The following is a 15,258-nucleotide window of genomic DNA, read 5'->3' on the forward strand; positions in this document are numbered from 1 at the left end:
GCGACAACCGTGCTCGGAGCCTGCCTAGGCGAGGTGGTTGTTGCCCTGTTGCTTCAGGAAGTTGAGCAAAAGCGCATGCTGTTACAGCAGCAGGGGTGGGAGGTTCAGATTACGAGGTGCAAGATCTGAGTCAAGGTAGAGCTAAGCGACAGCAGGTAGGGTACAGGCAGCGTTGAAGAAATAGGATAGATCTGATACAGCCCTTTAACTACTTCGTCTCCGGGATCGGCATCAGATAGTCTCGATCCTCATGGTGTTTGGCATGGCCGGCAAAGAAGAACCACAGGTTATCACCAGGCATCAGAAAGAGTTCTTCAAACCGGATACGGAAGAAGCGCTGGAGGGTGGCGTAGGAGCTTAAGTCTGGGCCGTAGTCTTGGGCAATGGCAGGGGAGTCGTCAGTAAAACGGCAAACGGTCTGAATGCTGAGCTCCTGTCCCAGGAAGGACTGCATTGCTTCCGCATCCCGCTTAGCGTAGTTGAGGTGTTGCGGGTTGTGATAGCCTTGATACCGATTGTAATAGCCCAGTTCCATCCCATCTCCGTGTCAAGGGGAAGTGCGTTTGAACTTCAATCGATGACTCCCTATATCCTGTCTTATATTCTTTAAGGTTAGTGCTAAACAATTTTGTAAACTCTGCTTCCTTTTTCACCCTGTTTAGACTTGATTCGTCCCTTACCGTCTAATTGAGCTAAAGCGTGTTGGATTTCACTAATTGAATAATCAGCAAGCTTTGCAAATCCTTCTTGTGTTGCCCCCCACTTGTATATTCTCGTAGCATTAAAGTACCAGCGACTGTATTTCCTGAGAAATTCCTCAATTAACTCAATTAGATCACTAGGGCATTCCAAAGCACTAGATTCAAGTGAATGATTCAACGTTTCGTCCATCTGCCAAGCATTCGGATTTGGAGGGGAAACCGTTGCTTGAGATGAGATAGTTGGAGTCACAGGAACACGGGCAAGCCGTTCAATCCCCTCAACTGCTTCTAAGTCAGCAGAAGAGACTGCCAGCACACGAATCCATAATCGCTTGGCTTCGGCGAACTCCTGCTGGGACTCTGCTCGGTAAGCATCCATCTTCAAAGTACTAACGTCCGCTAGGTTCGCTTTACGAGGCAGCAGGATCAGATGATTCTTGACGAGCGGTTCAATAAAACCGTAAGGGGTCTGCCTTGGCTTCTGATATCGACGGTTCAGCTCTGGCACTTGATAGCGCAGATGCTGATAGAGACGCTCCACAGTGGCACAGTTTCCTTCTCCCTGAATACGTAAGCCTTGCAGCAACGCATGGGTGAAAACTCCCTGCTGAAGTTCGTCAATCTCGTACGATCGCTCATTAGGGCTACAGGCAAATAGGGTAACCACACCCTGCTGGGTTTCAATTCCGATCCCTTGTCCATCGCGATCGCCTTCATTGCGGCAGGCATCGAGCAGCAGAATCACGTTATCAGCCCCACAGCGACGCAATCGCTCGGTGACGTAGTGAAGCGGAATCGCAGTTCCTTCAATATTGCCAGGATCAGCATCGAGGGGCATCAGGTAATCGCGATCGCGGTGTCGTTTACCATGTCCTGCAAAGAAGAACCAAAAGTTATCGCCAGGATAGAGAAACGGCTGCTCAAAGCGAACTCGCAAAAAGCGGGAGAGGGTGCCAAAGGTTGGTTGAGAGCGTAAGTGCGGACCGCTATCGGTTTCGAGTAGTGGAGAATCATCGGAGAAGTAGTAAACCTTTTCAAACCCCACGTCCTGTAAGCAAAAATCGCGCACAGCTTCTGCATCTCGCTTGGCATAGCTCAGCGGTTGCAAGTTATCGTACTGATTAATGCCAATCGCGATCGCCCAGTTCCGTCCCATTCAAGTTGCTCAATGCTTTTACTCTGTTTCAGCGTAATCAGGTAGTTAATCTGGATGCAATGGGTGTATCACGATCGCCCTATAAGGCGAGATCAGATTTTCAGTAAAGTATCGCACACAAGCCGGAACCCATGATAACTCTCTCTGATGGTCGGAGTAGCATAGCCCTCGTGGGATGAGCGACACAAATTAAGGGGGCTAGTCCACGATCCCCCACGCAGCACTCGCTTTTCTAGCCCATCAATCCACACAGGGTCTGAACACCATTCCCAGATATTGCCATGCATGTCGTAAAGCCCAAAGGCATTCGCTACACCAAAGTGACCAACGGGGGTTGTTGTTTCACCATGCCGTCTGTTGAAGTTTGCTAACTCAGGCGTTATTGTTTCCCCAAAATGATAAGGCGTTTTGGTTCCGGCGCGACAAGCATATTCCCACTCTGCCTCAGTTGGCAGACGAAACTTCAGCCCAGTTTTGTTCGACAGTTGGTCACAAAACTTCCTTGCATCATCCCAAGAGACACTATCAACTGGGTAATTGCTGCCCTTGAAGGAGGATGGAAAAGAACTGCCCGTTACCGCTTTCCACTGGGCCTGTGTTACTTCATGCTTGCCTATAAGAAAGGGTTTAATTGTAACCGGGCGTGGTGGTTCTCCATTGTCTGACTGCATTGTAAAACTTCCGCCCTTAATGGGCACCATCTCCAGCTTGACTTCATCGCCCAAATCCTTCTCCAAGACACGTCCCTGTTTCGTTTGTCGCTGAATTTCATTTTTTGCGTTCATAGTGGCGACAGTAAACTCAAACGACTTAAGTGGGTTAGGAGAAGCTGGAGGCTTGAGCGAATTTATGGGAGAGGGAGGAGGATCTTGAGAAATCCATTTAGCCAGAACTGCAACTCCAGTGCTTGCCACGCCCAGTCCCCCTAGTTGGAGCAACCGTCGTCTACTCAAACCCAATGAACGGTGTCCCAATTGAGGGGTAGAAGTAGATCGCTCCCCTACCGTTCTGGTTTCAGAGGAAGAAACAAGGTCTGGACGTGCTGGACTCGATTCTGCTGGTGTCCGTGCTAATCGACGAATGCCTGCAATCGCATCTGAATCAGCTGGAGAGACTGCCAAGACTCGGACCCAGAGTTGCTCTGCCAGTTCAAACGATCGCTCCGTCTCTGCTTTATAGGCTGCCATTTTCAGGGTCTCCGCATCCCGCAGGGTTGCCTGTCGGGGTAGCAGAATTAGATGGTACTTGGCTGCAGGTTCTACTGTGGCATAAGGTGTTTGGCGCGGCTTGTTATACCGTCGGCTCAGTTCAGGTACATGTTCCCTTAAATACTGATCCAACCGTTCCACGGTGGCACAGTTGCCTTCCCCCTGTAATCGCAACCCTTGTAGCAAGGTATGGGTAAAGGCTCCTTGCTGAAGCTGTTCAATCTCATAGGATGACTCACGTGGACTACAGGAGAACAGGGTAATCACACCCTGTTGCACTTCTTCGCCGACTCCAACGCCTGCCCGTCGTCCCTCGTTCCTGCAGGCATCAACCAGCAGGACAACGTTATCGGCTCCACTCCGTCGCAGACGCTCGGTGACGTAACTAAGGGGAATGGCCGTCCCTTCTACTTCCCCTGGGTCACCGTCGATCGGCATCAGGTAATCGCGATCCTCGTGCCGAATGCCATGCCCTGCAAAGAAGAACCACAAATTATCCCCGGTTTGCAGGAAAGGCTGCTCAAATCGGGAGCGTAAGAATCGCCTTAAGGTTGTAAACGTTGGAACTGAATCTAAGGGTGGGCCGTAGTCCTGCTGAATTGGTGGAGAATTGTCTGAAAAGTAGTAGACCTGCTCAAATCTCACCTCATGGCTGAAGTAATCGCACATTGCAGCCGCATCCCGCACTGCATAGTGCAGCGGTTGCAGGTAACGATATTGGTTAATGCCGACGGCGATCGCCCAGTTCTTACCCATGAGAAATTGTTGGAGAGTTGTATTGCAGAACTTCAACTTCTAGAGTTGATTATCCCCACTATTCTTTTCAAAATCCGATTATTCTGTTGGCTCAACTAGATGTTTGTTTAACAACTGCTGTTTGTAAATCAGAATGCAACTTGTAGTGCTTCACAACTGTAAATAAACTCGTTTCCAAATTAACGTTTCAATTCTTCATACGATTGATGAGTTTGTTTACAGCCGATCTTGCAAGAGACTGTTTCTGAAAGGAGCCTTATCGCAATCGTTGTTTTGGGTTGCGATTATGCTGAATGGTTGCCCATCCCTGGGTGTTGAGGATGCCAAACGACTTGAATTCGACGAAGATATAGAAAAAACTGGAGTGAGCCGAGATGGCAGATAATGCAGCTCAAATCTACTTACTAACCGAAGTCGAGACAATTGAGACAGTAGAAGTTCGATCCGGAGTACGAGACGGCAGCCAGGATACAGGCGGCGGCTATGGTCCACCCCCGATCACTGAAAAAGTGAAGACGATCGTGCGACAGCGGGTTCCTCTCGATGCTGCCGCACTCAAGACTCAGATGAATGGCTTATTGCAGGTCATGAACGAGGTGTTTGACCAAGCAAGTCAACAGACTGGCTTACAACTCGATGAAGTTGAGCTATCAGTCGAGCTGAATGCTCAAGGACAGGTCAGCATTATGGGTAATGGTGGCTCGCTCAGCGATAAAGGTGCCATCAAGCTGAAGTTCAAGCGAGCCACCCCAGTAATCTGAGATGGGACGAAACTGGGCGATTACGATCGGCATTGATGGTTATCGCAACCTGCAACGGCTTAACTACGCCGAGCGAGATGCGGAGGCAATACAGTCCTTTTTGCAGCAGGAACTTAACGTTCAGACAATTTATCACTTCACAGATAACTCTCCTCCAATTCCCCAAGACTACGGTCCGGCCATCGACTCATACCCCACTTACGCTACCTTGCGCCGCTTCTTCCGCATCCGGTTCGAGGAACCCTTTCTGAAATCAGGGGATAACTTGTGGTTTTTCTTTGCCGGACATGGCAAGCGTCATGAGGACCACGACTACCTGATGCCAATCGATGCCGATCCTGGAGACGAGGCGGAGAAAAGTACTTGGATTCCATTGAGTTACATCACTGGTCGCCTGCGTCGAAGTGGAGCCGATAACGTGGTGATGTTGATTGATGCGTGCCGAAGTGATAGTGGGAGACGGGACAGCACTGGATTTGGGCAGGAGAAACAGCAAGGGGTGATCACCCTGTTTGCCTGTAGTCCTTGGGAATCTTCCTACGAAATTGATGAATTGCAACAGGGAGCCTTCACCTACGCCTTGTTGGAGGGACTGCAACTGGAAGGAGAGGGGAACTGCGCTACTGTTGAGCGTCTCTACCAACGCCTGCGACAAACTGTTCCTCAAATTACCCAGCAGTATAAACAAGTTCAACAAACTCCCTATGGAGTGATCGAACCGCCCACGAAGTATCACCTGATTCTGTTGCCTCACAAAGCGGACTTTGCGGACATCAATACTTTAAAGATGGATGCATACCGAGCGGAATCTGGGCAAGAGTTAGCTGAAGCCCAGCAGTTATGGACTCGTGTGCTAGCAGTTTCTTCGGATGACTCAGAAGCGCTCAAAGGGATCGGACGGCTTGCCCACGCTTCTAATACGCTTGACAGCATTACTCAAATTAGTTTGGCAAAACCTTTTTATGGAGATCCACCTAAATCCATATCTTTGCATCATGACTCTGCTCAAGCGGTATCCGCAGCTCATCCTCAAGCCGTGCCTGTTAATCCCATAAGTAGTCGGGCTGAGCGTAACCGCAGTGACCTGATTAAGCTGGTGAATGACTTTTGGATTGAAGGTGTGCTAAGAAAGTCGCTCTACCATGAAGTGATGTTAGGGCTAGAACTACATTTGCGTCCAGATACGGTAGATGTACCCCTACGGGACATGGTGGTACACCAACCGTTGATTGAAGACCTACAACTTCTACCAAGCACCCAAATTGACAAGGTATTTGAAGACCTGAATAGATCTCTGTTGGTTTTGGGGACGCCGGGCGCAGGTAAAACCACCACTCTGCTGAGTTTGGCACGAGTTGCCCTGCAAAAGGCAGCAGCAAACGGGGCGGAACCAATTCCCATTGTATTTAATCTGGCATCGTGGACAGAGCGGCGGTTGCCCATTGAGGCCTGGCTGTTGGATGAACTGAAAAACAAGTATCAAATTCCAGTCAAAATTGCCCAACCTTGGATTGCCAACGATGAGCTGATGCTGCTGTTGGACGGGTTAGACCAAGTAGAACTGTCTCACCAAGCAGATTGTGTAGCCGCACTCAATACTTTTTTAGAGCAACACTGGGTTGCGATCGCCATTTGCTGCCGAGTTAATGACTACAATGCTCTCGACCAACATTTACACCTACGGGGTGCCGTGGAGTTACAGCCCTTGTCTGAGCAGCAAATTCAGCAATTCTGGTTGAGTGCAGGGCTAGGACCTTCTCTGATGGCAGCAGGAATGCAGCAAGACCTAGAGCTACAACTGTTAGCACGCTCACCTCTAATGTTGAATGTGATGGCGCTGTCCTGTGAGCAGTCCCTTGTTTCCTTTGCTCACACTTCCAACCATTCAACGGATAGACCCTATATCCAACTGTTCGACCACTATCTAGCGCAAATGTTGGCTCGTCCTACCCGCAATGGTCCCTATACTCCCCGACAACTGTTGACCTGGCTCACCTGGATTGCTCAAGTTTTAGTACAGCAGCGGCAAGTGGAATGGTGGATTGAGCGCTTGCATCCATCTCTCTTATCTCGACGTAGCGATCGCCTGCTGTATGACTTGGGAGTACGCACCGTCAGTGGGTTGCTGTTTTTGGTGGCAAGTCTCCCAGTAGGTCTGCTGGTATTTCTCCTAGCGGGCAACATTACCCTAGTACAAGGATTAGGGTCTAGTCTGATTGTAGGCACCTTGTTTTTTCTACCCTTTGAACTAGCGGGCATAATCGCACAGTGGTTCCCTCGTTGGTTGGCGATCGCAATCATCGTAGGACTGACAGCAGTGACAACCTCACAAATACCAGCACTGGTAGGTAAGAACGTACTTATTGCCAGCATCATTGTTAGCCTAACAATCGCGTTGCCTGCCGCCCTAGCAGGTAGCTTGTTGGGACAAACAAATAAAATTTTGTTGGCTGATCGACTGAGCTGGTCGTGGGACAAAGCCCGCTATGGTGTAGGGTTGGGGCTGGGCGTCACCTTGATAATCAGCTTAACCATCGCTGCCTTTGGCTATGGTGATCGCAGTCTGAGCGATGCTTTTACAGCCACTCTGCTGATTGTCCCCGCAGTTCTACCGCTGACGGGATTAACCCGTTCGATGACGATTCCCCCGACCCAATTACCCAACCAAGGAATTTGGCAATCGCTCCGCAATGCGCTATGGATTGCGATTATAGTCTTTGTCCCAATTCTGTTAACAGGTACGGTTTGGGGACTGGTCAAACAATCGAGCTTGGGGATTGGACTTAGTTTTGGACTAACATTTGCCCTACCCCTTGCTCTGGCTACTGGCTTGGCAAAAGGAGGTATCGTTTGCTTGCAACATCTTATCCTGCGGATACTGCTCTATCGACAGGGAGTACTGCCCTGGAATTACAGCCGCTTTTTGAATGATGCGGCTGACCGCTATTTACTGCACCGGGTAGGAGGAGCCTATATCTTTATGCATCCGTTGCTATTGGACTATTTCACAGAAAACCCGGATAAGTTTCATAACATCAAGCATAGTCGTTAAGGCATTTTTATGCAGTGACTTAGCCACCCCACAAAAAACTTTATGTCCTAACCTAGCTTAACCATAGTCAGCTCGACAAAACTTTAATCTATCAATGAACCTGGGAAGATTTTCATGACACTGCGTAACCCCGAAACCTTAGATGAATTGTATGCAAATCGTCTAGACACTGCCTGGGATAGTCTTTATCAAGATATTCAGCGTTGGCAAGATGCGATGGGAGATACAGATGGAGTCATTACTCATCATTTGCAAGAGTTTGCTAAATTTAGCCGCCATGCCTATTTAGCACTCATTCCATCTCAACCCTCTGAAACAGGGGATCAGTCATCCAAGCAGAGCAATCAGATTAACCAATCACTAGGAGACAACCTAGATGCACAAGATTTTCGTGCTGTTGTAATTGGTGTTTTAACCGCTTACTGGACGCTTCTGCGTCAGGTAGCAGCCCAGCGGCTCCCAGGCAGTCCCTATTATACTCACGTACAACAGCTCGATCAGCTTTCGATTCAGTACTACTATCGGTTGCGTCAAGCCCTGCCATCAGACCTACAAGCACAAATTGTTCCCTGCGCCCCGATTGTCCATTTAGGTGACATGAGTATGCTCACCATCTACAACCGACAACCACTGGTGCTATCTGTTCCATTGAATGCGATTGATGATAACCCCAACGCTCAGAAAAGTCAGGCGGCCATCCCCCATGAAATTGGACACGCTATTTTTCTGCAAATACCCAAACTTCTTGAGGAGCTAAGCAACAAACTCAAAGAAAAACAGAAGGGCTTGTCCAAACAACAACAAATTCTTGCAGAAATGATTAACTATTGGCTAGAAGAGATTCTAGCAGACATGATTGGTACTGCTCTTGCGAGTGATGCCTTTTTAATTAGCGCTATTTGGATCACAGCAACATCAGAAGCCAATGTGGGATTAGCCGATCAAGAACATCCCCCTACTGTCATTCGACCCTTTATTCATTTGAAGGTACTGGAATATCTAGAAGCTCATAATCAATCTACAATTTCCCAGCTTAAACAGACTAAATCTGACTACACCAACACTTTGGACGACTTACGCCAGCAATTCATTATGAAAACTGTGGGCAATCGCTTGGAACGGCAGTTTAAGTCTATTCCTGTCCTGACATTCATCACACTAGATGATGTTAAAAATGCCTTAGAGGAAACCGTAGAGCTTCTGTTAAAGCCCAGCACTGATCCAGATGCGTTGCAATTGGCTGCATTGGATAATCAAACGATTGGTGATTTATTGATCAACTGTGCTCAACAAACTAACGTTCTGATATCAAATAATCAGCTCAATTATTGGGGCGATTTGCAAGCTGAAGATCTAAGGCAGTTTAGCCTACCAATTTCAGGTAATTTAGAAACAATCTTTAACACCCCTATGACTATATCAAAGCGGATTTGCGACTGGCTACCTTTCTTACCGTTTTGTCGACGTTAGGCACACCTTGCTGAAGGGATAGAATCAAAATCGCTACAATTCAGTGCCATGAAAGCTGCAAATACTCTACTTTATGTCTCTCTGGAAGTATTCCAAACAAAGGTATTGTCAACTTAATTAGAAGAAACAAAGAATAAGCACGACAATCTTTAGCTTGTTAGAATCATAGGATTAGAGCGTTTCCTAGTCTCCTGAGGTGCAGTGACAACAATGAGTAAACCGTTTACAAATGTCCTCTAGGAAGATTCAAGCAAGTAAGCGCTTCTTGAATGGCTTTTTCCAACGCTGAATAACTTCTAGCTCCTGCTGAACGCAGCAAGCTCTTTAACTTCGACCAGTAGTTTTCGATGGGTGAGAAGCCAGAGAGATGGGGTCGTTTGTTTTACATCTGCTGTGCGTGAATCAGAATGTGGCTTGTAGGGCTCTACAACTGTAAATAAACTTGTTTCCAAATCAACGTTTCAATTCTTTGCACGATTGATGAGTTTGTTTACATCCGACCTTGCAAGAGACCGTCTCTGAAAAGAGCCTGACACCTGTAGCAATCCCGACTGTAATTTGAACGGGGTACAGTGATGAAACCTTTACTTGGGAGGGTAGCCCTCATATCCGGTTTACAAACAATTTGTGCACGCTAATTGATCAGTTCTTATTATCAACGATAAGGAACAAACCTTTGTAAAGAACAACCAACTTACGAATAACTAGCACCATACAACTGAAGAAGCCCATAGGCTTACCATTCCAAAAGAACCACGCTGATGACTAAACTCCTAATTTTTGAATCATGTTTCACCTAATGGCAGCTTTTAGAAAAATCGCGAACTAATTACAAAAAAACTACGACTGTGAATAGATGTGCAAGTCCAGTTGATGTATCTTTAACCTATATTTGCAGAGTCAGCATTATTTATGTAAATATTGTTAGTTTCTCTAAACAGGCTGAGATCAGAGTATGAGCCTGTTAGATTACTGACATCAGGCTTTCATCTACCGAACGCTCTGAGTGTTGTTATAGCTTCTCCTTTGCCAAGCAATTGCTGACACTTGTGGGGATTGAGCTAACAGTTGCGTGTCTCCTGTAGAGCAGAGAAGGTGTGGTGATTGTAGTTGCCGCTTCCATTTTGCTGCCATCCACTTTATTCACCAGTTCAAGACCAACTTATGAACGCTACTTTGCAAAGCCCCGCCTTCGCTGCTCAAAACCTTAGCTCGCAAGTTGCTGGCCGCGAAATGGTCTTGATTGATCCAGCCGTAATGGCCTACCCAGATTTAGTTACAGGGGTGCGCTTGGGAGTTGAGGTCATTGTATTAGATGGGATGGCAGATGGGGTTGAGCAAATCAGTGACATTTTAGCTCAGTGCCAAGATTTGACGGCTGTGCATGTAGTGTCTCATAGCTCACCGGGACGAGTTCAACTGGGTACGAGCGAACTGAGTCTAGAAACCATCAACCGATATTCTGGGCAACTACAAGCTTGGGCAAAAGCCCTAACGAACACGACAGAGCTGCTGATTTATGGCTGCGAGGTAGCGAAGGGTGATCGTGGTGAGACCTTTATCAATCTGCTACATAGCTTGACAGGCGCAAATGTGGCAGCCTCAGCCGTTAAAACAGGATGTCAAGCCCAAGGTGGCAGCTGGGCTTTAGAAACAAGGACTGCGCCTAGCAGGGTTGCTTTAGCATTCACAGCCTCAACACTCAAACAGTATGCTGCAACCTTAAGCAGCGAACCCATCCAGTACAACCTCAACTTAGGCACACATGACTCTAACCCCGAGAATTTGACCGATGTGAATGGCACCCTCTACTTCACTGCCACCACCAGCGAAAATGGCAAAGAACTGTGGAAGATTGACCCCACGACAGGCAATCCGGTGCGCCTTGAAATCGAAGTAGGTAGTGGCAGTTCTTATCCATTCTTTCTCACGAATGTGAATGGCACCCTCTACTTCACTGCCACCACCAGCGAAAATGGCAGTGAACTGTGGAAGATTGACCCCACGACAGGCAATCCGGTGCGCCTTGAAATCGAAGTAGGTAGTGGCAGTTCTTATCCATTCTTTCTCACGAATGTGAATGGCACCCTCTATTTTTCCGCTACTACTGGCAACGATGGAACTGAATTGTGGAAGATTGACCCCACCACAGGCAGTCCAGTGCGGGTTACTGATATTGAAGCAGGCCCTGGAAGTTCCGACCCGAGATCCTTCACAGACGTCAATGGCACGTTATACTTCAGCGCTCGTAACAGCAGCAATGGCAGTGAATTATGGAAGATTGACCCCACGACAGGCAATCCGGTGCGGGTTACTGATATTGAAGCAGGCCCTGGCGATGCCTATCCAGAATTCCTTACGAACGTCAACGGTACGTTGTACTTCAGTGCCGTCAGCAGCGCCACCAGCAGTTTCAGAGGACTGTGGAAAATTGACCCCACCACAGGCAATCCGGTGCAGGTCATGGCTGAACCAGTAGGTCATGCTCTGGCTTATCCAAAATTCCTTACGAACGTCAACGGTACGCTGTACTTCAGTGCCTTCAACAGCGAGGGTACAGGGCTGTGGAAAATTGACCCCACGACAGGCAATCCGGTGCAGGTCACGGATATTGATACTGAGCCCTCAAGTGCTTCGTCTTCAAACTCTTTCACGAACGTCAATGGTACGTTGTACTTCAATGACTACAAAAGCGATAGTGGGACTGAATTGTGGAAGATTGACCCCACGACAGGCAGTCCGGTGCGGGTTACTGATATTGAAGTAGGCAGTGGTAGTGCCACTCCGACCTCTCTGACGAACGTTGATGGTACGTTATACTTCGCTGCCAGTAACAGTGATAGTGGGACTGAATTGTGGAAGATTGACCCCACGACAGGCAGTCCGGTGCGGGTTACTGATATTGAAGTAGGCAGTGGTAGTGCCACTCCGACCTCTCTGACGAATGTTGACGGTACGTTATACTTCGCTGCCAGCAACAGCAGCAATGGCAGAGAACTGTGGAAGCTTAACCCGTCGACGGGTAGCTTATCAACAACAGATATCAACATACAGGACGAGGGCTCCCAGCCTCATGCCCTCACGAGCGTCAATGGCACGCTCTATTTTTCTGCTACTACTGGTAACGATGGAACTGAATTGTGGAAGATTGACCCCACGACAGGCAGTCCGGTGCGGGTTACGGATATTGAAGTAGGCAGTGGTAGTGCCACTCCGACCTCTCTGACGAACGTTGATGGTACGTTATACTTCGCTGCCAGCAACAGCAGCAATGGCAGAGAACTGTGGAAGATTGACCCCACGACAGGCAGTCCGGTGCGGGTTACGGATATTGAAGTAGGCCTTGGTGGTGCCTTTCCGACCTCTCTGACGAATGTTGACGGTACGTTATACTTCGTTGCGAGCAACAGCAGCAATGGCAGAGAACTGTGGAAGATTGACCCCACCACAGACAGTCCGGTGCGGGTTACGGATATTGAAGCAGACCCTGGCAGTCCCGAGCTGAACTCTCTGACAAACGTTGACGGTACGCTCTATTTTGTTGCCACCAATAGCAGCGATGGAACTGAATTATGGAAAATTGACCCCACCACAGGCAATCCGATGCGGGTCACGGATATTGAAGTAGGCAGTGGCTATTCTGGTGTAGGCTCTCCCATAAACATCAACGGTACGTTGTACTTCAGCGCGACCAATAACGCTACTGGGACTGAATTGTGGAAGATTGACCCCACCACAGGCAAGCCTATATGTCTCGAAATCGAAGCAGGTCATAGCAGTGCCTATCCAGGATTTCTCACGAACATCAATGGCACGTTGTACTTCAGTGCCACTGACAGCATCAATGGCACTGAATTATGGAAGATTGACCCCACGACAGGCAGTCCGGTGCGGGTCACGGATATTGAAGTAGGTAGTGGTAGCGCCTATCCAGGCTCCTTCACAGACGTCAATGGTACATTGTATTTCAGCGCCTACAACAGCGACAGTGGGAGTGAACTGTGGAAGGTTGACCCCACCGTAGGCAATCCGGTGCAGGTCACAGATATTGAAGCAGGCCCTGGCCTTGCCTCTCCAACTTCTCTGATGAATGTTAACGGTACGCTTTATTTTGTTGCCACTAATAGCAGCAATGGGAGTGAACTGTGGAAGATTGACCCCACCGCAGGCAATCCGGTGCGAGTCACGGATATCGAAGCAGGTAGTGGTAGTTCCTCTCCAACTTCTCTGATGAATGTTAACGATACGCTCTATTTTGTTGCCACTAATAGCAGCAATGGGAGTGAACTGTGGAAGATTAATCCCCAAACAAATGCACCAGAACTACTTCGTGACCTGAACCCTGGTATCGGCAGTTCAGACCCGCTTATTTTAGGCTTTGCGAACGGCAAGCTCTATATTTCTGCCGATAACGGAGTCAACGGTCCGGAACTGTGGACTTTTAACCTGGGCAAAAACGTTATCAATGCCTCAGTAAGCGGGGGCATCCTCAATGGTACTCAGCAAGCAGACCTCCTTTTGGGTGGTGCTGCTCATGACTCTATCTATGGCTTTGACGGCAACGACGATCTCTATGGTGAAGCAGGCAGCGATCGCCTAGAGGGTGGCTCCGGCAATGATTTCATGGTTGGTGGTACAGGTGACGATGTCTACTATATTTCTGACCTCGACACTTTAGCGGAAAACCCCAACGAGGGTAATGATAGTGTCTTCAGTAGAACTAACTGGATATTAGGCGACAACTTCGAGAACTTAACTTTGCAAGGTGAGGCGACAGTTGGGACTGGCAATCACTTAAATAATGTGCTTCAAGCTAACATAGTTGCCAGTGTTCTCTCCGGGATGGATGGTGATGACACACTGATTGGAGGAGACAATCTACCACTCGTATTTAATGCCGTTCAACGAGCTCAATTCCTGGGCAATGCTGGTACTAGTCTGCCATCTTTCGATGGGAGTCTTTCACCTAATGTCTCAGCAATTTTTGATGAAGGTTATTACCTTTTTCATAACTCTGATGTCGCAGATGCGGTTGCCGCTGGCGGGTTTCGTAGTGGCTTCCAGCACTTCATGCAATTTGGGCAATTTGAGGGCCGCAACCCTAGCACTATATACAATGAGAAGTTTTATCTCTCTATCAATCCTGATGTCGCAGATGCGGTTGCCGCTGGCGGGTTTCGTAGTGGCTTCCAGCACTTCATGCAATTCGGGCAATTTGAAGGGCGCGACCCCAGTCCTTCCTTCAGCAACCGCCTTTACCTCTCCGAGAATCTCGATGTGGCGGCTGCAGTAAGTGCCGGGGTCTTCAAGAGTGGCTTTGATCACTTTATCCAGTTCGGCCACCAAGAAGGCCGAGAGGACAATTTACTCTTTAATGAACGATTCTACCTCTCCGAGAATTCCGATGTGGCGACTGCAGTAAGTGCCGGGATCTTCAAGAATGGTTTTGATCACTTTATCCAGTTCGGCCACCAAGAAGGCCGTGCGCCCAGTGAGCTATACAACGAAAGTGATTACCTTTCGCAAAATTTAGATGTAGCAGCTGCAGTCTCCACAGGTATCTTTGGCAGTGGTTTCAGTCACTTCATTCAATTTGGTGAGCAAGAGGGTCGTAGCACTCTTGCAGCAGTTCCCCATGAACTTAATGGAGGAAATGGCGACGATATTTTGTATGGTGGTGCTGGTGCTTGCCTGATGACTGGTGGACAAGGAAGCGATCGCTTTTGGGTAGCTGACCAAGTCTTACCACGGGCTGTAAGCACAGTGACAGATTTCGAGGTGGGAATGGATGCGATTTTGATTACTGGGCTGCCAAGAGTGAGTGGGCTTAGCAATCTGGTTCTCACTCAACAAGGTGCAAATACTTCAGTAAGTGTTTTAGGCAAGGAATTAGTAACGTTCTTAGAAGTGCAAGCTAGCAGTCTCAATAGCAGTAGTTTTATCTTTACTGCTGAGCCAGTGGTTTAGAGGCTGGATGAAAAGCGAGCTGAGGCATTAAATCGAGAAAACCCCTAACCTCCAGGCAAATCATGGAGATGTAACAGAACTTACGCAAAAGTCATTTGAACGGACGGATGCTTGAGTTGCTCCTTGAGATACTCAGAGAGCATCCCGTGCTTGATTTGATAGATAGTTCTACCACTTTCGTAGGCAA

Annotated in this window: 7 protein-coding genes; 4 read left to right on the top strand and 3 right to left on the bottom strand. The window is 48.3% G+C overall.

Going from position 1 to position 15,258, the window contains the following annotated elements; all coding sequences use genetic code 11:
• Positions 1-208 precede the first annotated feature (208 nt).
• The 3 genes from H6F90_RS00175 to H6F90_RS00185 all read right to left on the bottom strand — a co-directional run bounded on the left by H6F90_RS00175 (position 209) and on the right by H6F90_RS00185 (position 3,821).
• Complete coding sequence (locus H6F90_RS00175; RefSeq protein WP_190549139.1) at positions 209-535, bottom strand: hypothetical protein; 327 nt, start codon at positions 533-535, stop codon at positions 209-211.
• A gap of 83 nt (positions 536-618) precedes the next feature.
• Positions 619-1,857 (bottom strand): caspase family protein, encoded by a 1,239-nt coding sequence (locus H6F90_RS00180; protein WP_190549141.1) that lies wholly within the window; start codon positions 1,855-1,857, stop codon positions 619-621.
• A gap of 92 nt (positions 1,858-1,949) precedes the next feature.
• Entirely contained in the window at positions 1,950-3,821 is a 1,872-nt protein-coding gene (locus H6F90_RS00185; protein ID WP_190549152.1) for an SUMF1/EgtB/PvdO family nonheme iron enzyme, read from the bottom strand.
• 374 nt (positions 3,822-4,195) lie between these two features.
• Between H6F90_RS00185 and H6F90_RS00190 the strand changes: the two genes are divergently transcribed.
• From H6F90_RS00190 to H6F90_RS00205, 4 genes are all read left to right on the top strand, one after another.
• Positions 4,196-4,582, top strand: a complete 387-nt coding sequence (locus tag H6F90_RS00190) for a hypothetical protein (RefSeq protein ID WP_190549153.1) — start codon at positions 4,196-4,198, stop codon at positions 4,580-4,582.
• A 1-nt stretch (position 4,583) separates the two neighbouring features.
• Positions 4,584-7,634: a caspase family protein gene (locus H6F90_RS00195; RefSeq protein WP_190549154.1), complete on the top strand. Its 3,051-nt coding sequence runs from the start codon at positions 4,584-4,586 to the stop codon at positions 7,632-7,634.
• Between the two features lie 114 nt (positions 7,635-7,748).
• Positions 7,749-9,104: a hypothetical protein gene (locus H6F90_RS00200; protein WP_190549156.1), complete on the top strand. Its 1,356-nt coding sequence runs from the start codon at positions 7,749-7,751 to the stop codon at positions 9,102-9,104.
• Positions 9,105-10,268: 1,164 nt separating this feature from the next.
• Positions 10,269-15,071: a DUF4347 domain-containing protein gene (locus H6F90_RS00205; protein ID WP_190549158.1), complete on the top strand. Its 4,803-nt coding sequence runs from the start codon at positions 10,269-10,271 to the stop codon at positions 15,069-15,071.
• Positions 15,072-15,258 lie beyond the last annotated feature (187 nt).

The organism is Trichocoleus sp. FACHB-591, from assembly GCF_014695845.1.
Classification (GTDB): Bacteria; Cyanobacteriota; Cyanobacteriia; order FACHB-46; family FACHB-46; genus Trichocoleus.